Raw genomic sequence first — 24570 nt, 5'->3', positions numbered from 1 at the left:
TTGCTGTTCATGATGGATCGCATCTTTATGGCGACTATGTTAATAACGACTAAGTTAATAACGACTGTTTTGAGTTTTTAATCTGATACCGATAATGAGCATGCAAAGCTAGCTGAAGCCTGCCTCTTTCCTTTCAAGCAAGGCTTTTATTGAACGCTCTGCGAGTTCAAGCAATTCGTCAACTTGTTGAAATGCCGCTTCATGACACTGCTCTAAACATTGCTTTTCTAGAGCGCGAGCTAGCTCACCCAAAGGGCGATTACCTAACGAAAGCGCTGTGCTGCCGAGAGTGTGGACCTCGAATTCAAGCATTTGAGCGTCTTTCTGAGTGACAGCCTCTTTTATGGCGACCAAGCGTGTTTGTGATTCTTCGACATAATGGTCGATCAAGATAGGGATAATGTCCGCACTTGTATCGCGAATCATTTGCTCCAGAACGCTTTCATCGACAAGCCCGCTAACTTCTTGTGAGTTTAGATCTTTAGATGCGTCTGACGCTAAAGTAGAGTTCATCAAACTAAGTCCTTTTGTTGAGCCTAATATCCGTGAGTACTAATAAGTTCTAGTCATTTTCTAGAATAATTTCAACTGGTTGCTGTACAAACAGAGCAATTAATTGGCGTCTCGCTCATCTTGCTACTGGGTTTGTGACAAACCTAACGGACTGATTTAATTTTGTTTTCTCTTATGAAATATAAACTTAGGTGCCTATAAAGCCTAAAGTGCAGGTAAATCTCAGGAGAAAGAGACCAAAACAAAAAAAAGACCACTGCAGTGAATTAACAACAGTGGCCTTGGAGGGGGTTAAGTAGTTTAGGCTACGAAGCTTTATCAATCTTTTGCTTTGGGCCGGCTTCTACTTCTTCCTCGCTACTTTCAGAGAAGATATCAGCAACAGCGCTTCTTTCAAGTTCACCTTTTAGATTACCGTCTTCATCTACAACCGGAAGAGAGTAGTCACAAGACATAGTGTCTGGTAGCACTTCTTCAATCACCGCATCTGGTAAGATGGCAGGGACTTCTTCATATATCTCGTCACTAAAATCATGTACCGATGAATCTTCAACAGCGTCTTGTAGACTCTCTTGTGTGACTAGGCCTTGATAGCCGTCATCTGTTACGTGATAAGCGTAATCGTTTTTCAGCATCTTCATTTGTGCCAGAGCACCTTCAATCGTTTCTGATGTGATTCGATAGAGAGGAGGCTGCATAACGGTTTCAACGGTCAATGCGCGAGCGCGGTTTACGTCTTTCACGAACGCTTCCACGTAATCATCGGCTGGATTTAGCAGAATCTCGTGTGGTGTGCCTTGTTGTACTAACTCGCCGTCTTTCAAAATTGCGATTCGATCGCCTAGACGGAGTGCTTCGTCCAGATCGTGAGTGATGAAAATAATCGTCTTATGAAGCTTCTCTTGAAGCTCGATAAGCTGATCTTGCATTTCACTTCGAATCAAAGGATCGAGTGCCGAAAAGGCTTCGTCCATTAACAAGATTTCAGCGTTAGTACACAGAGCGCGAGAAAGGCCAACACGTTGTTGCTGACCACCTGAAAGTTGAGCTGGGTATTGTTTACCGTAACCTTTTAAACCCACTGTTTCTAACCATTCGTTGGCTTTGGCTAAACGGTCTTCTTTTTTGATACCTTGTACTTCCAACCCGTACGCAACGTTTTCAACCACAGTGCGATGAGGCATTAAGCCAAAGCGTTGGAATACCATCGACATTTTATGACGACGGAACTCTTCTAACTCTTTAGTTTTGAGGCTCATAACATCAATGCCTTCAACCATGATCTTACCTTGAGTCGGGTCAATCAAACGGTTGAAGTGGCGAATCAGTGTCGATTTACCCGAACCAGAAAGTCCCATGATAACGAAGATTTCGCCGCGGTTAATCTCAAGGTTAATCTCTTTTAAACCAACGGTATGACCCGTGTCCGCAAGAATTTGGTCTTTGTGTTCGCCGTTTTGAACTCGGTTCATAACAGACATTGGTTTCGGTCCAAACACTTTGTATAGACCACTAATTTCAATCAATGGTTTAGTCATGCTTGAATCCTCCTAGATGCGCATTAGTTCTTCTCGCGTACGCTTGTGAAGCGCGGTCAAAAAGGATTGCGAGGGCAACGATGGCGAAACCATTCATCAAGCCTAATGTGAAATATTGGTTGGTGATCGATTTAAGAACCGGTTGTCCTAGGCCTTTTACGCCAATCATGGATGCGATAACAACCATAGACAGGGCCATCATGATGGTTTGGTTTATACCCGCCATAATCGTTGGCATTGCTAGAGGAAGTTGAACACCCCATAAGCGTTGCTTTTTACTCGCACCAAATGCGGTAGCAGCCTCAAGGACTTCTTTGTCGACTAGGCGTATGCCTAGGTTAGTTAAACGAATCACAGGTGGAATCGCGTAGATAACCACGGCGATTAACCCTGGAATCTTACCGATGCCGAGTAGCATTACCACTGGAATCAAGTAAACGAATGCAGGCATGGTTTGCATAATATCGAGCATCGGCGTAACGATAGATTGTGCTCGATTTGAACGAGCCATCGCAATGCCAATCGGAATGCCTAAGAATATCGAAACCAAGGTACACACAGTGATGATACTGAGCGTCCGCATGGTGTCTTCCCACATTCCAAAGTAACCAATGAGAAGTAGAGAAACAACACAACCCAAAGCCAGTTTCCAAGAACGGCTTGCTGCGTAAACAAGGCTGGTGCACACGGCAAGGACAATAATCCAAGGTGTTGAGATAAGGAGTTTTTCAAACCAAACAAGGAATGAAAGAAGAGGGTCAAAGAGAGATTCAATCATTTCACCGTATTCACGGGAAAATTCACGGTATGCGCCATCTAGCGTCTTTTTTATGGTTCGTAAATCAGCGCGTTCCATCTCTGGAAAGCTTGATAACCAATTGCTGTCAGCCATTTTATATCCTTATAGTTCGGAGCCACTTGTTCATGCGATAAGAAAATCGCTAATGAAAAGGGCTCCGAATCATGAATAACATCAAGTATAGCGACGTTATTTCTGTTCTATTGTTGAAGCGTAATTACTTGTTGTTTAAATAATTACAGCTCGGCTTCAACTTTCTTAGCGACTTCTTCAGAAACCCATGGGTGCCATACTTCTGGGAATTCACTCAAGAAATGTAGACTCGCTTCCTCACCATCAGCTTGGTTATCTTCCATCCAAGCAAGTAGCGAGTTCATTTTGTCGTTTGTGAAACCACGTTTTGTAAAGTAGTCGTACGCTTCTGGTGCTCGTGACGCAAAACTTTCAGTGGTGATCGTGTGGACAGGTGAAGGCGGGTACATGGTCGCTTTTGGCGATTCACAATCTTCTTTGGTGGTACAGTTAAGGAACTCTTCCTCATTAACGCCACTGCCAAAGTCGACTTTAACCATGTCGTATTTACCTAGAACAGCGGTTGGTGCCCAGTAGTAACCAAACCAAGCTTCTTCGCGTTCGTAAGCTTTTGCGATAGAGCCAGATAAACCGGCACTCGAGCCAGGGTCAACAATCGTGAAACCACTGTTTTCTAGCTCAAGAGCATTAAACAAGTTTCCGGCGCTGATCTGACAGTTCCAGCCTGCAGGGCAGCTGTAGAATGCAGATGTATCTGGGTCTTCAGGGTGTTTAAATAAACTAGCGTTCTTGCGTACGCCTTCGATGGTTGCCATTTCAGGGTACTGTTTAACGAGGTAAGCTGGAACCCAAAAGCCTTCTTCGCCGCCGTTCACAAGTGCTTTACCTGCGTAGCGAAGACGTTTCTCTTCAACACCTTTATCTAATGCGTCTTTTAAGCTGTTGCTCCAAAGTTCAGGTGCAACATCAGGCTGGCCTTTTTCGATCATAGACGTGCCTGTTGGCATCGTGTCGCCAGGGATAAGTTCAGCATCACACCCATAACCATGTTCAAGGATGAATTGGTCGATATTGGCGATCAGTGTTGCAGAGTTCCAGTTCATATCTGCGATTGTTACGCTGCCACATTCTCCAGCGTTAGCATTACCGCTGGCTGCTGCTACTAACAAAAATACGGAGCTTAACTTGTATTTCATATTGAGTTTCCTTTCTCTTTAATAATACAACTAAGGTAACCAAGGTAAATTGATTATCTAAATTGCTCGATGGTGATCCTTTCCGTGTATTTGAACCATTTGAGCAGAAGGAGGGATGGGTGAAGTTTGAAATAGATAAACGTGCAAAGTCAGTGAAGTGTGATCTGCCAATTCATCCACTGTGTTTCAACAGCCATCGGATAACTTTGTCAAACTATTACAAATTCGTCAAAAACCACCTCTATTTATAATCTTAGGGAATAATCGTACGAATTCCATCTTTGATGCGATTTACATGGCACTTTAACTGTCTGTGTCACATTACCGCTAAAGTTAGGCGTAGGGCGGTTGATTTTTGAAGGAATTTGAAGGTGGTAAGACCATGAATGACGTGTGTGAAATGCGTTGAATGGTTTTTAAAATCTTATATTAAATGATAATTTCGCCAAAAATGGTTAATTTCGTTTTTGGCTATTTAGAGCTATCACGCTTGAAGTCTAATAGGATAGGTGGATGTCATGGTATCAATGACAGCCATACAGTTGTACAAGAAAGCTATAGTGGCGCGGAAACGTTACATCGGCAGGTTCAAAAACTCATTTTGATACAGCTTCTTTGCCAAGCTATCGCGAAGCTTAGCAGGGATGAATTTCATTCGATTGATTTGTCTGACCAACTCTTGCGCAAAGCTTGGCTTTTGTTTCATGTTCATCACACTGCCCATTAGGTTGATACTTTGTGCATCAAGCAGCTTTTTCGCTTGTTCTAGGTGGTGACTCGACGTTTCACCATAGGCGACAACCATCAATGTGCTGTCACAAGCGCTAGCTACAGACTGCGCAGGAATGTTGCCTTTGTTTATGTTGAGAAGCGGTGAAGTATCAATGATGACTCTGTCGTACTTCTCTAACCATTTGTTCACCACTTTTTGCAACGTTGTTGGATCTTTATAAGCCAACTGAGTTGAAGCCACTTGTGGAGCAGGGACACCGATAAACGTACGCTGAGATTCAACATGTTCTATCAATTGACCCTGCTGACTGTCTTCTAGCATATTCAGATCTTTGAAAGCAGGGTTGAACAAGTTGAGATCAACATAAAGCGTTGAATGTCCCGCAAGCAGAAAACGTTCGGCTAATGCGGTTGCAATAGATGTTACCCCGTCACCTGAATGGCAAGCGGTCACGCATATCGATTTTTGACCGTTAAGTTCAAAAGCTAAATACAGTTGCTCAACTTCGGCATGGGTCGCTGAAATAGTCATTATAAAGCTCCTATTAATACGATAGTGGTCGTAATACGCAGTATGTCATCGAGTCCGACACGTGCTTTTTCGATAAAGCTTTCACGGCGGTCTGGGATGTAAATCGTGTCACCAGCACGAAGTACCGGCAGGTTGTAAATGTTGGCTGTTTTGCTGAATTCAACAAGGTCAAAGGTACGCGCTTGACCTTGGCAACAAGACATATTAACGATGGTAATTTTCTCTACATAAGCACTGTCTGTTGGCCCCGCGGCTTCTGCCAAGATATCAAGAATGGTCATGTTGTCATTAAACACATATCGACCAGGATTGTTAATGGCACCAAGGACACGAACCGTCTCTTCTTTTGGTGTATCTAACCAGTTTTTGCCTTTTTCAGGGATGTAAATCGTGTCGCCGGTGGTTACGTTTGGCAGTAATGATTCATCGCCTGTTTCAAAATACAGCGACAGGTTCAGTTTGCTGACCTTAGAATAAGTTTTATCGCGGTGAGTAACGCGAACATTATGAATGTCAGCATCCTTAGTTGGACCATCAGCTGCTGACAAGATGTCTAGGAAGTGCATGTCTTTGGTGAAGCGGTAACGACCGGGCGCATTCACTTGCCCAAAGATGTAGATTGAAGCGTCTGAGCTTTGACGAACCCATTGTGATTTATTGTCTGATGGATCTTGTGGCAGGTCATGAACACGCACGATAGAACCTGCGCGAATTTGAGGCATTTGGTCACGTGGCGCACCATTGCGAATGAAATCATCAAGGTTAAACACAACCAGCTTTCTACCAGTCACGACTTCAATTTTCGATGTATCAGCGCGTAGCGTAGGGCCGCCGACATGCGCCAATAATCCCATGAAGTTCATTTCATCCGACCATTCGATACGACCAGGTCTGTTCACCTCACCAATCACGTTAACCGCTCTGTCTGGCGTAATTTTCAACCAAGATTTTTCGTTCATGTCGGTTTTCTCAGGAACGAAAATCGCGTCACCGGCATTGATGCTAGGAGGGTTAGAGTTAGGTAAGCCTTCGGTGTAAGCCGCTAAATCGAATTTTAGCACTCTGCCATCCGCTTTGATCACACGGATTTGTCGTGACTCTGCGAAACGAGTCGGGCCGCCCGCATTGGCAAGGATATCCATAAAGGTCGCGTCTCTTTTGCCTTCAAAAGCACCAGGCGCAGCGACTTCACCCATCACGTAAACCATGTTTGCGCCGGATTTGATTTCTTCTTCTTGTTTAGGAACGAAAATGGTCGCGCCCGGGCGTAAAATTGGAAGCAGACTTTCGTCACCAGAATCTAAGTAACGTTTTAGATTGAACAGCGTTGGGGTGTTGTTTGAGATCACTCGTATTTGCTCAACACTGGCATAGCGAGTAACACCGCCCGAACGCATTAGTACGTCGACAAGGTCGGTATTCTCTTTGTAAGTGAACGAACCCGGCGCGTTTACCTCACCAAATACTTTAATTGAATTGCGAGAGTCGGCACTGTCACCTGAGTTAGCGAGCTTTGCTGCGTCAAACTCTTGCTCTATGTTACCGACCAATGGAGAAGCAGGAACAAACAGTGAATCCAGTGATTGAAGAGTAGGTAATGTTGATTCGTCTCCTGAATCAAGGAATCGTTTGTAGTTAAACTCTTTCTTATCCGCGCCTCTTTTAAGAATAAGCTTATCCAGTTGCGCACCCGGGCGTAAACCACCTGCAGCGTAAAGCGCCATTTGAATGCTAGAACCTAATGCAAGTGTGTATTCGCCAGGTTGTTCTACATAACCTTGCACGTAGATGATGATTTGCTGTTCTTTTACATATACTGAAGCGTTCGAAAGATCTTTATAAGCGGTTGCCAGTGACTCTAAAACGACTTTGTTAAGCTGCTCACTGTCGTAACCTGCAACAAACACAGCGCCTACTTCTGGAAGGGTAATACGGCCACGCTTATCCACTTGGAAACCTGTGTTTAAGGTACTTTCACCGGGTACGTTAACTTGGATAAGGTCACCGACTTGAACTGCGTCTGAAAACTCGTCGTTAGCATTCACGATATTCGCAAAGCATAACGAAAGGGTGATGACAAAAACGATCAATGATTTCATAGTCCACCTCCCATTTTCTCAGCATTCTTAGGCGAGATAATTTCGATACTCACTCGACGGTTAGTTAATCGCGTACCGTCCGAGTCACCTTCAAAAAGAGGAACGGTTTCGCCGACAGAAACAGCTTTGATTCGTTGAGCACCTAAGCCAAAAATAGTTAGGTAGCGTTTGACTTGTTTCGCTCGTCCAAGTGCTAACTTATCGTTGTATTCTTCGGCACCCGTTGCATCAGCGTGGCCAGTAACAACAAGGTCTAGAGATTTGTGTTCTTTCAACAGGTTGGTCGCTTCAGCAAGTCGCCCCATGTACTTTGGGTTAACTTCAGTGGAGTTTTCAGCGAATTGATTGTCGACGTTGAACAAATCGTATAGTTGCTGAATGACAGAAAGTTGCATGCGGAATTGGTTTTCGTTTTTAGGTGGTTCGCAACGGGCTTGTGAGGTCACGTAATCAAGTTGAACTTCAAGTTCATTTAGACGTTTTCTTTGGATCACTAGATCGTTGGCGGCATCCAGTAGTAGACCACCTTGAAGTTCACGAGCAATACGATTTTGCTTTTCGATGGCTTGGACAACAGCAGCGGGGAAACACCAGCGAGCACCTTCTTGTATCAAAGCATCTAGGTGCAATTTAGCGAGTTGCCAATCGAAACGTAATCCATGTTCTGGCCCAAGAGGCTCGTCTGGCATGACAGGAGAGAAGTCTGAGTTTTGATAGTTGATAGAATCATAACTTTCAGCCAAACCCCCTGTGCCTTGTTCAGGATAGCTAGTACAGCCACCCAGAACGAGAGCGGACAGAGAAAGGGCTATGTAGTTTTTCAATATTTTCATGCCAACGTCCTATGTTTCTAATTTTTCTTATTATTTTTTGTTACTTCTAGCTTAGTGGGTCTTCATGAATTTGCAGGATTTTTTGAATTTACTGGGATAGCGTGGCCAATACGCAGCAAGTTCATAATTTCAAGTGGCTGGCCTGTCACATTTTCAAGTCGCATGTTGCGTTCGCGCTCGGTCAGACGTTTGAACATGTAAACAATCGCGCCAACACCAGATGAGTCTAAAAACTCAACTTGGCTAAAATCAACTTCGATTTCAGGGTGGCCATCGTTGGAAATTACATCATCAATGTCTGTTTGTGCATCACGACTGCCTGCTGCATCCAAATCACCGAAAATAGAAAGTGTCAGTGTCGTTGTATTTAAATCAATCTTACGTAGTTCCATAGCGGTATCTCCTTTTAAGTATGTATGGACAATTGCACTGAATGTGCCAACTTTTATATCTTTATTTTTCAATGAGTTATATTAGGTGTGAATTGCCATCTCAAATTGAGAAAAGCCGTTTCTCAATTTGAGAACTAAAAACGGCGGAACATATGAGAGCTATAATTCATTAATTTAATGAATAAATGCAAAGGTTAGATAAGGTTGATGAGTTGATCGCATCTTCTCGCAAAGATTGTCTAACTGCGTGTTAGAGCGCTTAGGATTAAAGGCATTTGTTGACCACTACAGATATTAATACGGAGCAGATGATGAGATTAACCAAACTGGCTTTAGCCACTCTATGGGCGTGTTCGCTTTCATCTCATTCATCCTATTTCCCGCCCGATCATTTGGTTCTTGCAAACTCCTATCAGCAAGGCATAGATGTTTCTGAATACTGGAAGAGTGAAAAGCTTGATGGGATTCGGGCTCTATGGGATGGACAGCATCTTTATACACGCAATGGAAATCGTATTTACTCACCGAAATGGTTTACGGAAAACTTGCCTAAGGTCCACCTCGAAGGGGAATTATGGGCAGGAAGAGGCAAGTTCCACCTTGTCCAATCTACCGTTCTCGATCATACGCCTAATGACACAGCATGGCGCCAAATAGATTTCATGCTGTTTGATATGCCTGGCGCTGCGGGTGATTATCAAAAGCGCTATTACAACATTTTGCACTGGGTAAGCGTGATTGGAGAATCTCACGTCAGCTATATAGAGCATGTACCGATTCACAGTGAAGAAGCACTGTTTCACCAGCTTGATAATGTCGATGAGCGTAATGGCGAAGGCTTGATGCTTAGAAAGATCACCAGTCGTTATCAAGCAGGCCGAAGCAACGACCTATTAAAACTCAAAAGGCATCATGATGCCGAAGCAACTGTTATTGGCTACAAAGGCGGGACAGGAAAGTATAAAGGGATGATGGGGTCGATTTTAGTTCACACAGAAGAGGGGGTGGAATTTTATATAGGCAGTGGGTTCAGTGATCAAATGAGGCTTGCACCGCCTGAGATCGGCAGCCGTATTACCTTTCGCTACAATGGCTTTACTCAAAACGGCAAACCCAAGTTCGCGCGCTTTGTTAGAGAAAAAAGTGAATATTAAGGTACATATGATCTATCTGACCAGTTAACGAAAAAGAGCCCTGAAAATCAGAGCTCTTTTTTATATTCGAAATCAGATAGACCGACTTAGCGAGCGCGAATCTAGCGAGAACTAAATTCTAGCTGAACGTCATCGTCCTGCTTGTGCATCCAGTGTAAACGCATACCAAGCATAATCGCTGCTGACGTTAGACCGACAATGAAACCAATCCAGAAGCCGTGCGCGCCCATAGGTTCAACAATCCAATCTTTCATTCCTAAGATGTAGCCGATAGGAAGACCAAGCAGCCAGTAAGCAACGAAGGTAATGTTGAAGATTGAACGCATGTCTTTGTAGCCACGCAGAGCACCAGCAGCGATAACTTGGATTGCGTCAGTGCATTGATAAACCGCCGCGAATAACAGCAATTGCATTGCAACGGTAATTACTGCAGTGTTCTCTGTGTAAAGTAATGCAACCTGCTCTCTGAACAGGACGGTTAATGCCGCTGTCATTAGGGCTGTAACCAAACCAACAATGATACCCACGTGTGTTGCGATCTTCGCACCTTCGGTGTTGTTTTCGCCCAACTTATGGCCAACACGAATACTCACAGCTGCACCAATACTCATTGGAATCATGAAGACTAGCGAAGAGAAGTTGATCGCGACTTGGTGCGCCGCAACAATCAATGAACCCAATGGTGCAACCAACAGAGAAACTACCGCGAACAGGGTTACCTCGAAGAAGATAGCGGCCGCCACAGGGAAGCCAAGTCTAAACAGACGAATTTGAGCTTTAAGTTGCGGCTTGTGGAACGTACCGAAGATATTGATTTTCGCCAAACGTTTTGATGTTAAAACGTAAGCGAACAACAGTGAAAACATCACCCAATATACGATAGCCGTTGCAACACCACAGCCAACACCACCTAAGGCAGGAGCACCAAGCTTTCCGTATACGAACATCCAGTTAAGCGGGATGTTTAATAGCAAGCCAATAAAACCAATCACCATTGCAGGCTTAGTTAAAGACATGCCATCAGTAAAGCTTCGCAATGTTTGGAACAACAAAAATGCAGGTACAGCAAACATCACCGCATTCATATAGCCGATGGTCTTTTCCGCCATGAGTTGTTCAATGTCCATCCACTCCAATATCAACTGTGTCTGGAACAGTACGCCAATGATTGGAAGGGAAATGACGAGCGCTAAAAACGCACCTTGTTGAATCTCAAACGGAATTTTGACTTGTCGACCAGAACCATTCAGTTGTGCAACGACAGGAACCAACGCCATCAATAGACCGACACCAAATAAAATTGATGGTAGCCAAATACTTGCTGCAATCGAAACCGCCGCCATATCGATAGCACTTACGCCACCGGCCATCACGGTATCAACAAAACCCATTCCAGTTTGTGCGACAGATGCGATCAATACTGGGGTCGCAAGTTTGATTAGATTTGAGGATTCTTCTTTGTAACGATGCACAAACAACTCCAAATAAGAGGGAAAATTAGAATAATAGTGTAGGAAAGGACATTCTGAAGGAATCAGAGACAATGATCTTAAGCTTCCACTGGACGAATCATAAAGAAATGTCACAATAACTGCTATGAAAAACTGTTACTAAAATGCTAAATAGGAATCTTATGTTTACAGGTATCGTTCAAGGCATGGCAACACTGGTTGCTATCAACAAAAAAGAGTCGTTTCAAACTCATACCATTGAGCTAAGCGATGAAATGATAGAAGGATTAGCCATTGGTGCTTCAGTAGCTCATAACGGTTGTTGCTTAACGGTAACGGAAATTTCAGGTAACCAGATTGCTTTCGATTTAATGCAAGCGACATTGCGATTGACGAACTTAGGCCAGCTGAATGTTGGTGACAAAGTGAATGTTGAGCGTGCAGCAAAGTTTGGTGACGAAATTGGCGGACATAGTATGTCTGGCCACATTACTCTGATGGCTAATCTCGTTGATGTGATTAAGACAGAAAACAACCGCACGCTTTGGTTTGAGCTGCCTCAAGAATCAATGAAGTATGTGTTGAACAAGGGCTACATCGGCGTTGATGGTTGTTCATTGACGATCGGTGAAGTGGAAGAGAACCGTTTCTCTGTTCACTTAATCCCAGAAACGCTGAATCGTACTCTGTTTGGCGGCCGTGAAGTAGGCGATCAAGTAAACATCGAGTTCGACCCACAAACACAAGCGATTGTTGATACTGTTGAACGCGTATTAGCAAACCAGAAATAGTAGTAGCGGTTTATCCGAAGATATTTAAAAAGAGCACATTAGGTGCTCTTTTTCTATTTTTGTGTATTTCTAGGCTAGCCTCAGAATCGAGGGTAGCTTTAAGTCGAGGTGTAGATCCAACTCGACAAGAAAGTAGCTGTTAGAAGACTTGTTCGTCGTCTGCATCAATCGAGAGATTAATTCTGTCTCTTACTTCATCTACCTGCATGTCGAGGTGAATGGCATTGCAACACGCTGGGCAATCGTCATAAAAATCTTGGCTCCCATTAGAAGCATCAAGCGTGATGCTGATGGCATGCCCACAGTGGGGGCAGGAGACATGTTTTTCTGTGTATTTATGCATCGCGGACTCTCCTCACTGTAACTTGTTCCAATCGTAGTAGCTTTATAGATCTCAGTAGCTTGTATGGATCGCGGTAGCTTATATATCGCTATAAGCAGTTGTGATTGGTATTAAACAGCCTGTATCTTCTGAATGTATGCTTCAGTTTGTGCTAAATATTCGCCACCAAATTGATTGCAGTGGTTAAGAAGATGGTACAAGTTGTAAATGTCTTTCCGATCAGTATAGCCAACGTCGAGTGGATTGACGCTCTGATAACCTTCATAAAACTCTTTTGGAAACCCTTCAAACAATTCCGTTAATGCCAAGTCACATTCATGATCGCCCCAATAACAAGCAGGGTCGTAACAGATTGGCCCAAAAGCTGAATTTGCTACATTGCCATTCCAAAGATCCCCATGAAGCAAAGAAGGGCGAGGGTTGTGGCCAGCAAGACGCATATTCACCACATCAACGATATCATCAATATCACCGAACTCGATGCCTTTCTCTTTCAGTAGTTGCAGTTGGAAACCGATGCGTTGTTCAGAGAAAAAGCGTCCCCATTTCTTATGCCAAGGGTTGGGTTGAAGTGTGCTGCCAATATAGTTGTCTTGGTCACAACCAAACTCTTTTTGCTCGCCCCATTGATGAAGCTGCGCAAGCTGTACTCCGAAATCGAAACTGTTGTTGCCCGTCTCGAGCGGTTTGGTCGGCAAATAATTGAGAATAATGAACGAGCACTCTTTGGTTTTGCCAATAAGCACCAACTCGGGAACGTAGACGGTGGAGGTTTCTCTTAACAAGCGTAAGTTCTCAGCTTCTATTTCAAACTTAGGTAAAAATTCTCGCTGATTCACTTTCACAAAGTAACGTTCATTACCATCGCTGATCATATAGCAATCGTTAATGTCGCCACCAGAAACCTTGGTACGTTCAGTAATCTGAAAGTTAAATAGAAGAGTATCTGAAAGTTGTTGAGAAATGGCCTGCCACATAGGAAATCCTCAAAGACTGAAAGTTAAAAAGATTGAAGGTTAGAAATACTGTTTGTTTAATAGCAATAGTTTAGGATAAATCTGAGCAATTTATAGACGCACTCGTCAATGTTCTTAGCTCTTCTTCATCTTACGCAGAATCAATTGGCCGAATTGTGAACTCGAACTGATTCAAGCTCTTTGAAATACAAACATAAATTGAAAACCTGACGTGATGAAATAGTTTGGAACTGGTCTCACAATCGAAACGGTTTTGAACGCAACAAACTGGAAAGTGATTTGAGCTTGTTATCGTCTAGCGACTAAATTAAATGAGCTTTTCGAGTTAGTTGAAAGGGCTATTGTTAACTGGCGCAATACTTTGCTTCAAAGTTTGCCTTACACTTTGTTGGCGTGAATTTACTTATGGCTCAAGTAGGCAGGTATACCACATAGCGCTATATCGATTTAAATTTAAGCTGAAATACTAACTAGGATCATTTTAATGCGGTTTTGGGCAATAAAGTGATGACAAATAGCTTCATTTACATAGTATTAGGAAAGTACGTATTAATCTGCTTTAAAGCTTAAAACGGAGAATTATTGTGGTTGTAGAAACCGATGGCTATTTGGCTTTAATCGAGCACCTATCATTCAACCTTGATGTGTTTACCAATAGTAATGGTGATACTGGAAACGAAAGTGTCGAAGACATTGTTACCGACATGATTTCAACGAACATCATGGCTATTTTCGAACAAAACCCAGAGTTGCATTCGAGTGTTCGTTTTCAGCTTTTGAAAGAAGCCGATGCGGTAGTAGCGGACCTTGGTGAAGTATTAGCGGGTGTGTGGGCTAAGAAAGCGACTAACGAACAAATTGTATTCCTTGATGAATACATCGCGTTAGTGAAGAACCTGTTTGATACTGCTGTTGCTAAATACGACTAACGGTTTATTTGCCCATTTATTGTCGTAATTAGTTAGGATAAATAACTACGGGCGTTTAAGTCGTATCTTTCTAGAGTTACCTCGCTCAGCGGTTTATCTTTCGAACCGCTATAAACGCCTAAAATGCCAAAACTTGGATGCCCAGTAGGGGTTATCTAACCTAGAAATAATGACACCTTTTGATGTCGAGGCATGTAGAAATTGGTTGTTTCCTAAGTAAACGCCTACGTGTCGCACCGTCATCGAAGTCTTGAAAAACACCAAGTCACCGCTTGTTGCCTGCCCATACGCGATTTCTTTCCCCTTTTTACTCTGGTCTTTTGTAGTTCTTGGTAAGGCTTGTTGAGTCGCATTTTGCACGGCGATTTGAACAAAAGCGGAGCAATCTATACCTCTAAATGAGGTACCGCCGAAATGGTACGGCACACCTTTCCACTGTTCAAACACACTCATATAGGCGTTTGTAGTCAATTGTTCTGACTTTGATAAAGGTTTCTGTACGGTTTGACTAAGCTGAGAAGGCGATGGTGACGAGCTACAAGCAGCCAATGTTGCTAAAGTTATTGTAACTACAGCCATTTTTCTGATTTTCATATGTAACTCTTCTGACAAAAAACTGAAATAAAAACGTCATCAAGGACTTCTAGTATACGGACTAACTTAAGGATATCTCTTTTCTTAGTCAAACTGGATTTCACATGCCCGACACAAATTTATCAACAAAACCCTCACGTTATACATTCTCGCTCATTCAAACTGTCACTGCTGTATTTATTTCCATTCTTTTACTTGTTAGTTTTTTATCAATGGTTAGCATTCGGGGCGTTGAGCGGGTAGGTGGACACTTTGACGCACTCTCAGAACAAGCTTTACCCCTTGCTCTGCACAACGCAGAATTAACGCAAAGCGTATTAGAACAAGTAAAACTTCTCACATACAGCACCCAATCAACCGACTTAGATACACTGAATGCTACAAGGGGCTCAATTGACCAACTCGCGACAAAGAGTAATAGCACGCTAGAGGAACTTCTTTTTATCTCCCAGTCTTTTCCTGATGCGATCTCTTTAGAGCAACAACAAAACCTTATCGATGACATGGCACAACTACAAGCCATGACCAACATGGTACTACTAGCGCAGATTGAGATTCAAAGTAAGCAAAATCTAATCGACAGCAAAATGGGCGAGTTCCGCTATGGCGTTGGATCTATTGGACCAGAAATGAATCGAATCAGCTCATTCTTGGTTGAAGACAACCCGGAAGCGAGCGATGCAGCGAACCGATTTACATCCAGTGCGTCTGCTATGGCAAACACCTTCTTAATGTTGATGATGCAATCTGACCTTAATAAAGCACAAGACGAATATCGTCAATTGAGAAACCGAATTGCAGGCCTTAACTTAGCTTACAGTGATTTTTCCGATTGGCATCCAGACATCGCTGAGTTCGCGAGCTTGACGGCGCCTTACGAGATGGTGAAAGAGGGCTTTACCGAAGAGGGCGTAATTAAACAAATCCTCTTGAAACTCGAACTGGTTCAGCAGCAAGAGCAGAACCTAACGCAAGTCATCACCTTAGCGAACACCGTCATCAGTACACTGAATCAGTTGTCTTCTACCGCTTCCCACTTGATTGATGAAAGTGAATTGGTTGTAAATCAAACCATCACCAATATTGATCGTGTGCTGTTTATCAGCGGGCTAGTGATTGCCATAATTATTGTGATTTCATGGTTCGTGTTACGTCGTTGGATGAATAAAGGGCTTAAAAACATTACTCAACAGTTGAGTTCACTGGCAGATCATGACTTCTCTAAACAAAGTGAACTGCTTGGGCCTCTAGAGCTGCAGGTTATTACTTCAAAACTCAATACGGTCGTTGATTCCACAGCTGATTCGGTTCGTTTGGTCACGCGCAACTGTGAAACGCTTTACCAAACCGCTGAAGTAAGCCACGACGCTGCAGAGCAAACCAATGCTAGCTTGAACGAACAGAACGAATCACTTCAGAATATGATTACCACGATTACTGAACTGGAAGCTTCCATTGGTGAGATTGCTCGTATCTCTAATGCATCAAACGACGATGCGCAAATAGCAGAAGATGAGTCAGTGAATGGCAGCCAAGTGGTTGGTCTTAACCAGCAACGATTACAAGCGCTTGAGCAATCGCTTAGCATGAACGAAGAGTCGATGGCTGACTTGGATGGTCGAGTGAAACAGATTCGTGAAATGGTCGACATGATCAGTGGTATTGCTGAAAACACCAACTTATTGGCACTGAACGCTGCAATAGAAGCGGCGAGAGCAGGTGAACAAGGTCGAGGCTTTGCGGTTGTTGCCGACGAAGTGCGTAAATTGGCGAGCGGCACATCCCAGCAAACCACCAATATTCGCAACATGATGAATGAGCTTGTCACGGCAGCTGATCGCTCGCGCGCTTCTGTAACGGAATCGAGAAGCGAAATGGCCAATGCACTGGAAACCAGTGGCGATGTAAGACAGGCCTTCGAGAAAATCGAATTCGCGGTTAGCCAGATCAAAGGGCGGGTTGAACAAATCATGGTGGCTACCGAACAGCAAGCTCGTGCAACTGTCGATGTAACGCATTCAATCACCCGAGTATCTGAGCAAGGTGAGAATACTAAGCTGCAACTTGAATCTATGATCGAGAGTTCAGAACAAGTCGGAGAGATAGCAGGGCACCAACAAGCTATGCTTCACAAATACGTACTGAAATAAACGAACGTACTGAAATAGAGCAATCGACCGTGCTGAGTTAAGCCTGAAAGCACAGGAGTTGAAGCACTAGTTGCTCTTAGGTATATCGATACAGAAACGCCCTTAAGTTCTCACAAGAATCTAAGGGCGTTTTGGTATTAGGATAAGTTCAGTTCAATATAAGTTTGAGAATCAACTCAATTCGAACCTAGTCTTTCGTTGTCGGGAATCGTACAAATGGCTGACGCAGCATCAAATCCAATCGTTGCTCTTTACCATCTTGAATCTCTGGAACGCCAATTTGAACGTTATCGTGGCCAAGCTTTGGTTGAGCGCGATAGGTTTTAAACCATATGTCCCACACAGATAAGAAGAAACCAAAATTCGAATGCGTTTCTTTGACGATCACTGAGTGATGCACTCGATGCATATCTGGTGTCACAATCACTTTTCTTAATCGTTTATCAAACCATAACGGAAGACGTGCATTGCTATGGTTAAACATCGCACTGGCATTAAGAACAATTTCAAAGATCACGACAGCAATGACAGGCGCACCAAGTGCGATCACCAAGCTGACTTTGATAAGCATTGAAAGAATCATCTCAATAGGGTGAAAGCGCGTTCCGGTTGTGACATCGATATCTAGATCCGCATGGTGAACTCGATGTAGCTTCCACAACCAAGGAATACGGTGAAACACCAAGTGCTGTAGGTAAATGGCACAATCCAAGAGCAATACACAAATCAGAATGGTGAGTTCTTTCGGAAGTGACAGGGTATTGAACAAACCCCATTGGTTGTCTTGTGCGATGACCGCCGCTTGGAATGCAGCAATAGGAATGAGAGTGGCCAATAGAAAGCTGTTTAAAGCAACCAGCGCAAAGTTGTTTACCCAGCGAAACCATTTGCTTTGAGTCAGTGTTTTACGTGGAAAACGGTATTCCCAAAGCGCACACAATCCAAAAACGACAATAAAACAAACAAGGCGAAGCAGGGATGGGTCTTGCATGGGAATTCCTTCTATCATTCTAGAGACACTGTAAGTACAATCGTGCCACTTTTCTAGATTTATCGTTATTGTCCATGAGAATCCACGCTTTTCACCGTTTATATCAACACCGTTTGTCTCTTTCTACCAAGCCGTTTAACGCGCGCGGGTGTAAAGTGGTTCGATGTGAGTTCTGTAAAATCAAACAAGACAGCTGTATCTGTGAACATCAACCAGACGTAAATACGAACGTCGCGACCATGTTGATCTTATCGGACAACGAAATACTCAAGCCAAGTAATACCGGCCGTTTAATCCTTGATACCGTTAAAGACAGCTATGCCTACCTTTGGCACCGCACTGAACCGAATCAAGAGATGCTTGATGTGCTAAAAGACGATAAATATCAGCCAGTCGTGGTCTTTCCTGAAGATTATACCGATGACAAATCGCGCGTGGTTGCAGACCTTGGTGAAATGCGAGATTCGAACAAGACGTTGCTGCTGATCTTTATTGATGGTAGTTGGCGTGAAGCGCGACGTATCTTCCGTCGTTCAGAGTACCTGCAAGATTTACCGGTGTTGTCGATTGAACCAGAATCGGTTTCCCAATACATGATGCGTAAGTCAGACAACGAACAACACCTTTCGACTGCAGAAGTGGCGAGCTTGGTTTTGAAACAGGCTGGTGAAGAGCGGGGCGCTCAGACTTTACAGCTTTGGTTTGAAACATTTCGCGAAAGCTACATGCTAAGCAAGACGCGTTATAAGTCCGATCCAACCAAACCAAGCCTGAACGCTTTCATAGAGCACACTAAAAATGAGACGTCACTCTAACCTTTAACCGCTTTGTGCTGACTTGTTGTTCAAACAGATTCGAACACGAGATAAGTTTGTTATCTATCACGGTTTGTAGGGGGAGTGTTATGGATAATGCTTCCTAGATGTTTAATTTAAAAAATTTATTTGCCCGAATTTAGGGAAAAATTGGAGAGATTTCATGTATTACGGCTTCGATGTTGGCGGCACAAAAATTGAATTTGGTGCGTTCAATGAAAAACTTGAGCGAGTAGCAACAGAACGCGTACCAACGCCTACTGAAGATTATCAACTGCTACTGGATACAATTGCCGGTTTGGTGAAGAAGTACGACAGCGAATTTTCTTGCGAAGGTAAAATTGGTCTTGGTCTTCCTGGTATGGAAGATGCTGACGACGGTACAATGCTGGTTGTTAACGTGCCAGCTTCAACGGGGAAACCACTACGTAAAGACCTAGAAGCGCTTATTGGTCGTAGTGTGAAAATTGAAAATGATGCGAACTGTTTTGCGCTTTCAGAAGCGTGGGATGACGAGCTGAAAGACGAACCATCAGTAGCAGGCCTAATTTTAGGTACTGGTTTTGGTGGCGGTTTAGTTTACGAAGGCAAAGTTTTCTCTGGTCGTAACCACGTTGCAGGTGAACTGGGCCATATGCGTCTTCCTATTGATGCTTGGTTCCACCTTGGCGACAACGCACCGCTACTCGGTTGTGGTTGTGGCAAAAAAGGTTGTCTAGACAGCTACCTATCAGGTCGTGGCTTTGAATTGATTTACGAGCACTACTTCGGTGAGAAGAAGAAAGCAATCGAGATCATTCAAGCGTACAACGAAGGTGAAGCAAAAGCGGCTGAGCACGTGGATCGTTTCATGGAGCTATTGGCTATCTGTTTCGCGAACCTGTTTACCGGTCTTGACCCACACGTAGTTGCATTGGGCGGTGGTCTTTCAAACTTCGAACTTATCTACGAAGAGATGCCAAAACGTATCCCTAAATACCTACTGTCTGTAGCTAAGTGCCCTAAGATCATCAAAGCGAAGCATGGTGATTCGGGCGGCGTTCGTGGCGCTGCATTCCTTAACATTAAGTAATCGTCACTTAAGTTAAGCTAGTTAAGGTTAGATAGTTAAAAAGCACAAATAAAAATGCCGCAATCTCGAAAGAGGTTGCGGCATTTTTTATTGTTCAGTGTTTTCGTTTCTTTAGCTCTAAGAGCTTAGAGCTTAGAGCTTAACTACAAACGAAAAGCTAGAGTCTAGAAGCTAAATATCAAGAAAAGAGCCAGAGGGCTTACTTCTTCTTTTTACCAACACCAAGGTTGTCTTTTTGCTTCAACGTAAGCTTAGTAAAGCCCAGCTTGCGGAAGTAGTTGTCTTGGTAGTTGCGAACCGCTTTAGTATCAGAAATCAACTCAAGCTGTTGCTCAGTTTTTAGATACTCAGAGATGTCGATGCCTTCAGCTGCAGCAACAGCTTCTTGGATCGTGCGGTGTTCTTGTTTTGAAAACAGTAACTCTTTGTCTTCGTCTTTGTAAGTGTACAGAATGGTACGAGCCATGGTGCTCTCCAATAGAATTATTACTTTGCGCGCACTCTACATAAAAACCGTACGTGGCTCAAGGTAATGGTAAGAAATCTTAAGATTATCGTTCTAAACGTTTAGCGTAATTTAAGCTATTTGTCTTTTAGGAAACGAACAGATTGTTTTTCACGAAACGAAAAGAACAAAAAGCCCCTTAACATCGAAAGCTCGATAGAAGGGGCTTCGTCTATGTCTTGGCGAAGATCTTCCAAATCAATTAAAAAGCTTCTAAGTCAATTAAAAAGCTGCTAAGTCAATTTAGTTGTTTGAGCTTTGAATCAAACGCGACCTTGCAGAGGAATGATCGTCACTGTCTCGCCAACTTTCACAGTATCAACCGCTGGAGAGATTTCGATTAAGCAGTTCGCTTCGCTCATTGAACGCAGAATACCTGAACCTTGCTTGCCCGTTGTTTTCACTTCAAGCACGCCTGATTCATTCATCGAGAACACTCCACGGCTAAATTCAGTACGGCCTTGGCGTGAGCGCAGTTGTTCAGTTGCTACAGCATTAGCTTTCACTGGCGTCCAGTTCGTTTGACCTTGAAGCTTGCGGATCGCAGGCTCAACAAAGTTAATAAACGACACCATCACAGCAACAGGGTTACCCGGCAAACCAAAGAACGGTTTGTCTTCAATTTTACCGTAAGCCAGTGGGCGACCTGGACGCATGTTGATGCGCCAGAAGTTAATCTCACCCAGCTTATCTAATGCGAGTTTGATGTAATCAGCATCACCGACAGACACACCACCTGAAGTTAGAACCATATCGGTCTCTAAAGACGCAGCGTGAAGTACATCCATCATCTTCTGTTCGTCATCTTCAATGATGCCGTAATCTACGATGTCACAACCTAGCTTCTGAAGCATACCGATAATAGTAAAACGGTTTGAATCGTAGATAGAGTTTGGTTTTTGCTCGCTGCCCGGTGCTTGAACTTCGTCACCAGTAGAGAACACACCCACTTTCACTTTACGCAGAACAGGGCAGGTACCAAAACCTAACGACGCCATCATGCCCATTTCTGGTGCTTCGATTCGTGTGCCTCTCGTAAAGACAGGTTGGCCAATTTCTAGATCTTCACCCGCCATACGGACATTTTGTCCAACCGAGATTTTCGCGTCAGGGAAGCTAACCTTGTCACCATCTTGAACGGCTTGTTCGCGCATCACAACAACATCAACGCCTTCAGGCATTGGCGCACCTGTCATGATCTTAACGGCTTCACCTTGTTGAACGGTTTTGTCGTAGCTGTGGCCAGCCATAACTTCAGCAACCAGTTGGTAGCAGTCCAATTCTAGATCTTCACTACGAATCGCATAACCGTCCATTGCAGAGTTGGTGTTCTGAGGCACATTGATTGGTGAAATCACATCTTCAGCCAATACGCGACCGTAGCCTTTTTCTAACGCCACTGATTCTGTGAGAACCAACGCGTCAATGCTATCAACAATCTTTTGCTGACCTTGAGTAACGGTTAAACCTGCAGGAGAGAACGAATCACAACAAACAGCTGGAGCTACGTCTTTTGAAGGTGAGCATGAGACTGCTTTGCCTGTTGCAGAGGCAAGGTCGAATGACTGAGCATATTCGATTATGAAATCACGAATCGCTTCTAAGTCGCTGATCGCCATTTGTGGCAAATCTGATTCAACTTGGCTGTCTGCCGCGATAGCAATAATGTTGTTATCGTTCGGATACAACCAAGGTTTGCCCACTTCATCTCTGTGCAATTCAATTTTAGGGAAAGCGATGTTCTTACAGCCTTCAACCAAAATCAGGTCAAGCGTGTTGGTATCAAAGCGAGTCAGCAGGTAATCGAAGTCTGCTTCGGCTTCTGGCGTCTCTGTCATCATTACGTGACGGTTGCGAGAAGCGATCAACATCTGGTTCGCGCCCGCTTTACGTAAGCGGTAACTGTCTTTACCCGGCTTATCGACATCAAAATCGTGGTGAGCATGTTTTAACACGCCAACTTTTAAACCCGCATCAGTTAATAAAGGAAGCAGGGCTTCAAGTACGGTCGTTTTACCTGTACCGCTGTAAGCAGCAAAGCCCAATAAAGGAAGGTTAGGACGTTGTTTAGAATCTTTCATTATTGAAGCGTTCCGAATTGAGTGAGTTCTTCTGGCGTGTTGAGATTGACAAAGCAGTTAGGAGAATCGCTAAAATCAACGTATTCGGTGACACACTCTTTGTATAACAAGATGATTTTACGATCACCACGTTCCAAAAACGCTTCTAACTTTGGTAGAACACGCTTGTGGAAAAGGGTGAAGACAGGTTGCTTAAATTCGCCATCATGCGCGACAAGAATATCGCTGTCTTCTTTAACTGCAGAACAAAAACGCTCAACAAGGTCGTCACTGATTTGTGGGCTGTCGCAAGGGACAAAGCCAACCCAGTCTGTGTTCGCGTTTTTAAGGCCAGCATGAATGCCACCCAACGGACCTGGGTAGTCAGGGAAAGAATCGGAAACAACCGGAGCAAATGCTTGGTAACTGTCTAAGTTACGATTGGCATTGATAGTGATGCTGACATCTTGTTGTGACAGCTTGTTTATAACGTATTGAATAAGCGGAGAACCGTTGAGCTCAACGAGTCCTTTATCTTTTCCGCCCATACGGCTGGCCTGTCCGCCAGCCAAAATAACCCAACTAGTTTGCGTTGGAAGCAGCATAAATATTCTCTTGTGCTTTGTTCTTTTTAATAACTTGCAGAAGCGGTGATTCGGTCAAAGTGTTGTCTTTGATCCACCACTGCTTCTTACATAAATCGGTTAACGCGTTAGTTTGGTGACTGGTGATGACTAAACTCGCGCCTCTCTGAAGAAGATCTTCGGCCATAATCACCAATCTTTCAATAGATTCTTTGTCTAAAGAAGCACTTGGTTCATCCATAAGCAAGATTGAAGGCTTAAGAATCCAAGCTCGAGCCATTGCTACGCGTTGACGCTCACCACCAGACAACACAGAGATGTGCTCATCTGCCAAGGTTTCTAAACCTACCATTCTCAATGCATTAATTATTTGAGCTCGCTTATCTTTTTGGCTCTCTTTGTTAAAGCGAATGCCATAAGCGACATTTTGGTACACCGAACCATCAAAAAGATATGGGGTTTGATGCAGGTAGATAATGTCTTTGAACTTGAGCCTAGGGAACAAGATCTGCTGCCAGCTTTGTATCGGAGACTGAATGCGGCCAGAGCTCGGCTTGATCAATCCTGATAAGATTTTAAGTAGGGTCGTTTTGCCAACACCGTTATCGCCTTTGAGATAAATGGCATCGTTAGGGCCGATCGACAGTTCTGGGATGTGGAACAAAACACGCTCTTTATAGCGCATTGAAATTTGCTGCGTTGTTATTTTTATACTCATGACAGCGTTCCTAAGTTCTCAAGTAGCCTTTTCCTCTCACACTGGAAAGGAAAAAGTTAAGGGCTAATGCCAATGCTAATAAAACCATACCAAGTGCCACACCTTGAGCAAATGCGCCTTTGTGGCTTTCCATAGCAATAGCCGTTGGGATATTTCTTGTCATCCCCATAATGTTGCCACCGACCATCATTGAACAACCTACCTCTGTCACGATACGAGAGAATGCCGCAATGGTTGCAGCTAATAGAGGAAAACGAGTTTCCCATATCAAAGTACACGCCACACGCGTTGTTGATACGCCAAGAGTGCGTGCCGTTTCAACCGCTCGACGGTCACTGGCTTGCAGCGCGCCGTGCATCATAGCAACCAGAATCGGGAAGCAGATCAGCATCTGACCTAGAATCATCGCCTTTTGGGTGAACAGCAATTGCCAATCACCTAGCGGGCCAGAGCGAGAAAGCATCATGTACATCAACAAACCGATAACCACAGTAGGGATTGCTTGCAGGGTGTTGATCACTGAAAGCAGAGCCCATTTCCCGGGAAACTCAGTATAAGCCAATAAGAAAGCCATAAGGATTGCAGGAACAATCACCAATGAGATGGCGGACAAAGATACGCTGAAGGATACCGCGACGATTTGCCACAATTCGTGGTCAAAACTCACCAGTAGATTCATTGCATCAATCGTTGTTTGCCATAGGGTCATGAAGTATCTCGTGTAAATCGATAATAGGTTTTATCGGTAATGACTGATGTTAATCATAGC

24 protein-coding genes are annotated in these 24570 nt (G+C 43.8%); 6 read left to right on the top strand and 18 right to left on the bottom strand.

The genetic code is table 11. The features are described 5' to 3' along the window. Positions 1 to 108 precede the first annotated feature (108 nt). The 8 genes from OQJ75_RS04555 to OQJ75_RS04520 all read right to left on the bottom strand — a co-directional run bounded on the left by OQJ75_RS04555 (position 109) and on the right by OQJ75_RS04520 (position 8667). Entirely contained in the window at positions 109 to 513 is a 405-nt protein-coding gene (locus OQJ75_RS04555) for an Hpt domain-containing protein (protein ID WP_265971539.1), read from the bottom strand. A gap of 305 nt (positions 514 to 818) precedes the next feature. Then, the gene (locus tag OQJ75_RS04550) at positions 819 to 2051 is read right to left on the bottom strand and encodes a quaternary amine ABC transporter ATP-binding protein (RefSeq protein ID WP_260809556.1); all 1233 of its coding nucleotides are present in this window, start codon (positions 2049 to 2051) and stop codon (positions 819 to 821) included. Further along, positions 2044 to 2943: an ABC transporter permease gene (locus OQJ75_RS04545; protein WP_076678401.1), complete on the bottom strand. Its 900-nt coding sequence runs from the start codon at positions 2941 to 2943 to the stop codon at positions 2044 to 2046. The genes OQJ75_RS04550 and OQJ75_RS04545 overlap by 8 nt, the downstream gene beginning before the upstream one ends. Positions 2944 to 3086: 143 nt before the next feature. After that, positions 3087 to 4079, bottom strand: a complete 993-nt coding sequence (locus OQJ75_RS04540; RefSeq protein ID WP_017063893.1) for an ABC transporter substrate-binding protein — start codon at positions 4077 to 4079, stop codon at positions 3087 to 3089. A 574-nt stretch (positions 4080 to 4653) separates the two neighbouring features. Then, on the bottom strand, positions 4654 to 5343 hold the full coding sequence (locus tag OQJ75_RS04535) for a chromosome partitioning protein ParA (protein WP_265971546.1): 690 nt from the start codon (positions 5341 to 5343) through the stop codon (positions 4654 to 4656). Continuing rightward, positions 5343 to 7442, bottom strand: a complete 2100-nt coding sequence (locus OQJ75_RS04530; protein WP_248390649.1) for an SLBB domain-containing protein — start codon at positions 7440 to 7442, stop codon at positions 5343 to 5345. Before OQJ75_RS04530 ends, OQJ75_RS04535 begins: the two co-directional genes overlap by 1 nt. Further along, positions 7439 to 8275 (bottom strand): OmpA family protein, encoded by an 837-nt coding sequence (locus OQJ75_RS04525; RefSeq protein ID WP_265971549.1) that lies wholly within the window; start codon positions 8273 to 8275, stop codon positions 7439 to 7441. Before OQJ75_RS04525 ends, OQJ75_RS04530 begins: the two co-directional genes overlap by 4 nt. Before the next feature lie 62 nt (positions 8276 to 8337). After that, the gene (locus OQJ75_RS04520) at positions 8338 to 8667 is read right to left on the bottom strand and encodes an STAS domain-containing protein (protein ID WP_050621341.1); all 330 of its coding nucleotides are present in this window, start codon (positions 8665 to 8667) and stop codon (positions 8338 to 8340) included. A gap of 311 nt (positions 8668 to 8978) precedes the next feature. On the opposite strand from OQJ75_RS04520, the gene OQJ75_RS04515 reads away from it, so the two are divergent. Continuing rightward, positions 8979 to 9821, top strand: coding sequence for a DNA ligase (locus OQJ75_RS04515; protein ID WP_265971550.1), 843 nt, complete (start codon positions 8979 to 8981; stop codon positions 9819 to 9821). Positions 9822 to 9922: 101 nt separating this feature from the next. Here OQJ75_RS04515 and OQJ75_RS04510 read toward each other — a convergent pair whose 3' ends face one another. Further along, on the bottom strand, positions 9923 to 11293 hold the full coding sequence (locus tag OQJ75_RS04510) for an MATE family efflux transporter (protein ID WP_248371484.1): 1371 nt from the start codon (positions 11291 to 11293) through the stop codon (positions 9923 to 9925). Positions 11294 to 11454: 161 nt separating this feature from the next. Here OQJ75_RS04510 and OQJ75_RS04505 point away from each other — a divergent pair, with 161 nt between their 5' ends. Further along, positions 11455 to 12063, top strand: coding sequence for a riboflavin synthase subunit alpha (locus OQJ75_RS04505; protein ID WP_265971553.1), 609 nt, complete (start codon positions 11455 to 11457; stop codon positions 12061 to 12063). Positions 12064 to 12202: 139 nt separating this feature from the next. Here OQJ75_RS04505 and OQJ75_RS04500 read toward each other — a convergent pair whose 3' ends face one another. Both OQJ75_RS04500 and OQJ75_RS04495 read right to left on the bottom strand, forming a co-directional pair. Then, positions 12203 to 12406 (bottom strand): CPXCG motif-containing cysteine-rich protein, encoded by a 204-nt coding sequence (locus OQJ75_RS04500; RefSeq protein WP_004733789.1) that lies wholly within the window; start codon positions 12404 to 12406, stop codon positions 12203 to 12205. A 110-nt stretch (positions 12407 to 12516) separates the two neighbouring features. Next, on the bottom strand, positions 12517 to 13383 hold the full coding sequence (locus OQJ75_RS04495; RefSeq protein ID WP_265971561.1) for a fructosamine kinase family protein: 867 nt from the start codon (positions 13381 to 13383) through the stop codon (positions 12517 to 12519). Positions 13384 to 13967: 584 nt separating this feature from the next. On the opposite strand from OQJ75_RS04495, the gene OQJ75_RS04490 reads away from it, so the two are divergent. Then, positions 13968 to 14312, top strand: coding sequence for a DUF3802 family protein (locus OQJ75_RS04490; RefSeq protein WP_010440912.1), 345 nt, complete (start codon positions 13968 to 13970; stop codon positions 14310 to 14312). Between the two features lie 108 nt (positions 14313 to 14420). Here OQJ75_RS04490 and OQJ75_RS04485 read toward each other — a convergent pair whose 3' ends face one another. Beyond that, positions 14421 to 14906: a C40 family peptidase gene (locus OQJ75_RS04485; protein ID WP_265971564.1), complete on the bottom strand. Its 486-nt coding sequence runs from the start codon at positions 14904 to 14906 to the stop codon at positions 14421 to 14423. A gap of 104 nt (positions 14907 to 15010) precedes the next feature. Between OQJ75_RS04485 and OQJ75_RS04480 the strand changes: the two genes are divergently transcribed. Continuing rightward, positions 15011 to 17056, top strand: a complete 2046-nt coding sequence (locus tag OQJ75_RS04480; protein WP_265971565.1) for a methyl-accepting chemotaxis protein — start codon at positions 15011 to 15013, stop codon at positions 17054 to 17056. Positions 17057 to 17243: 187 nt separating this feature from the next. Here the strand turns inward: OQJ75_RS04480 and OQJ75_RS04475 are convergent, their stop codons facing one another. Continuing rightward, on the bottom strand, positions 17244 to 18047 hold the full coding sequence (locus tag OQJ75_RS04475) for a sterol desaturase family protein (protein ID WP_265971567.1): 804 nt from the start codon (positions 18045 to 18047) through the stop codon (positions 17244 to 17246). Positions 18048 to 18115: 68 nt separating this feature from the next. Between OQJ75_RS04475 and OQJ75_RS04470 the strand changes: the two genes are divergently transcribed. Both OQJ75_RS04470 and nagK read left to right on the top strand, forming a co-directional pair. Beyond that, on the top strand, positions 18116 to 18862 hold the full coding sequence (locus OQJ75_RS04470; protein ID WP_265971569.1) for a tRNA-uridine aminocarboxypropyltransferase: 747 nt from the start codon (positions 18116 to 18118) through the stop codon (positions 18860 to 18862). A 163-nt stretch (positions 18863 to 19025) separates the two neighbouring features. Continuing rightward, a complete protein-coding gene (gene nagK / locus OQJ75_RS04465; protein ID WP_017068179.1) occupies positions 19026 to 19934 on the top strand; it encodes an N-acetylglucosamine kinase in 909 nt (302 codons plus the stop codon). A 199-nt stretch (positions 19935 to 20133) separates the two neighbouring features. Here nagK and OQJ75_RS04460 read toward each other — a convergent pair whose 3' ends face one another. The 5 genes from OQJ75_RS04460 to OQJ75_RS04440 form a co-directional block, all read right to left on the bottom strand. Then, complete coding sequence (locus OQJ75_RS04460; RefSeq protein WP_017063882.1) at positions 20134 to 20400, bottom strand: DUF2960 family protein; 267 nt, start codon at positions 20398 to 20400, stop codon at positions 20134 to 20136. Between the two features lie 302 nt (positions 20401 to 20702). Next, the gene (locus OQJ75_RS04455; RefSeq protein ID WP_265971573.1) at positions 20703 to 22520 is read right to left on the bottom strand and encodes a bifunctional molybdopterin-guanine dinucleotide biosynthesis adaptor protein MobB/molybdopterin molybdotransferase MoeA; all 1818 of its coding nucleotides are present in this window, start codon (positions 22518 to 22520) and stop codon (positions 20703 to 20705) included. After that, on the bottom strand, positions 22520 to 23104 hold the full coding sequence (gene mobA / locus OQJ75_RS04450; RefSeq protein ID WP_017067176.1) for a molybdenum cofactor guanylyltransferase MobA: 585 nt from the start codon (positions 23102 to 23104) through the stop codon (positions 22520 to 22522). The genes OQJ75_RS04455 and mobA overlap by 1 nt, the downstream gene beginning before the upstream one ends. Continuing rightward, the gene (locus tag OQJ75_RS04445; protein ID WP_248371498.1) at positions 23082 to 23801 is read right to left on the bottom strand and encodes an energy-coupling factor ABC transporter ATP-binding protein; all 720 of its coding nucleotides are present in this window, start codon (positions 23799 to 23801) and stop codon (positions 23082 to 23084) included. The genes mobA and OQJ75_RS04445 overlap by 23 nt, the downstream gene beginning before the upstream one ends. Positions 23802 to 23811: 10 nt before the next feature. Then, positions 23812 to 24510, bottom strand: a complete 699-nt coding sequence (locus OQJ75_RS04440) for an ABC transporter permease (protein WP_009846742.1) — start codon at positions 24508 to 24510, stop codon at positions 23812 to 23814. Positions 24511 to 24570: the final 60 nt, after the last annotated feature.

This window comes from Vibrio sp. 14G-20 (assembly GCF_026241515.1).
Taxonomy (GTDB): Bacteria; Pseudomonadota; Gammaproteobacteria; order Enterobacterales; family Vibrionaceae; genus Vibrio.
Note: the sequence above shows the minus strand (reverse complement) of the source record. Positions and strands in the feature narration are given on the sequence as shown.

Excerpts from the sequence above, each read along its gene's own strand:
- OQJ75_RS04555 (WP_265971539.1), bottom strand. The coding sequence starts at position 513 with ATGAACTCTACTTTAGCGTCAGACGCATCTAAAGATCTAAACTCACAA.
- OQJ75_RS04550 (WP_260809556.1), bottom strand. The coding sequence starts at position 2,051 with ATGACTAAACCATTGATTGAAATTAGTGGTCTATACAAAGTGTTTGGA.
- OQJ75_RS04545 (WP_076678401.1), bottom strand. The coding sequence starts at position 2,943 with ATGGCTGACAGCAATTGGTTATCAAGCTTTCCAGAGATGGAACGCGCT.
- OQJ75_RS04540 (WP_017063893.1), bottom strand. The coding sequence starts at position 4,079 with ATGAAATACAAGTTAAGCTCCGTATTTTTGTTAGTAGCAGCAGCCAGC.
- OQJ75_RS04535 (WP_265971546.1), bottom strand. The coding sequence starts at position 5,343 with ATGACTATTTCAGCGACCCATGCCGAAGTTGAGCAACTGTATTTAGCT.
- OQJ75_RS04530 (WP_248390649.1), bottom strand. The coding sequence starts at position 7,442 with ATGAAATCATTGATCGTTTTTGTCATCACCCTTTCGTTATGCTTTGCG.
- OQJ75_RS04525 (WP_265971549.1), bottom strand. The coding sequence starts at position 8,275 with ATGAAAATATTGAAAAACTACATAGCCCTTTCTCTGTCCGCTCTCGTT.
- OQJ75_RS04520 (WP_050621341.1), bottom strand. The coding sequence starts at position 8,667 with ATGGAACTACGTAAGATTGATTTAAATACAACGACACTGACACTTTCT.
- OQJ75_RS04515 (WP_265971550.1), top strand. The coding sequence starts at position 8,979 with ATGAGATTAACCAAACTGGCTTTAGCCACTCTATGGGCGTGTTCGCTT.
- OQJ75_RS04505 (WP_265971553.1), top strand. The coding sequence starts at position 11,455 with ATGTTTACAGGTATCGTTCAAGGCATGGCAACACTGGTTGCTATCAAC.
- OQJ75_RS04500 (WP_004733789.1), bottom strand. The coding sequence starts at position 12,406 with ATGCATAAATACACAGAAAAACATGTCTCCTGCCCCCACTGTGGGCAT.
- OQJ75_RS04495 (WP_265971561.1), bottom strand. The coding sequence starts at position 13,383 with ATGTGGCAGGCCATTTCTCAACAACTTTCAGATACTCTTCTATTTAAC.
- OQJ75_RS04485 (WP_265971564.1), bottom strand. The coding sequence starts at position 14,906 with ATGAAAATCAGAAAAATGGCTGTAGTTACAATAACTTTAGCAACATTG.
- OQJ75_RS04480 (WP_265971565.1), top strand. The coding sequence starts at position 15,011 with ATGCCCGACACAAATTTATCAACAAAACCCTCACGTTATACATTCTCG.
- OQJ75_RS04475 (WP_265971567.1), bottom strand. The coding sequence starts at position 18,047 with ATGCAAGACCCATCCCTGCTTCGCCTTGTTTGTTTTATTGTCGTTTTT.
- nagK (WP_017068179.1), top strand. The coding sequence starts at position 19,026 with ATGTATTACGGCTTCGATGTTGGCGGCACAAAAATTGAATTTGGTGCG.
- OQJ75_RS04460 (WP_017063882.1), bottom strand. The coding sequence starts at position 20,400 with ATGGCTCGTACCATTCTGTACACTTACAAAGACGAAGACAAAGAGTTA.
- OQJ75_RS04455 (WP_265971573.1), bottom strand. The coding sequence starts at position 22,520 with ATGAAAGATTCTAAACAACGTCCTAACCTTCCTTTATTGGGCTTTGCT.
- mobA (WP_017067176.1), bottom strand. The coding sequence starts at position 23,104 with ATGCTGCTTCCAACGCAAACTAGTTGGGTTATTTTGGCTGGCGGACAG.
- OQJ75_RS04445 (WP_248371498.1), bottom strand. The coding sequence starts at position 23,801 with ATGAGTATAAAAATAACAACGCAGCAAATTTCAATGCGCTATAAAGAG.
- OQJ75_RS04440 (WP_009846742.1), bottom strand. The coding sequence starts at position 24,510 with ATGACCCTATGGCAAACAACGATTGATGCAATGAATCTACTGGTGAGT.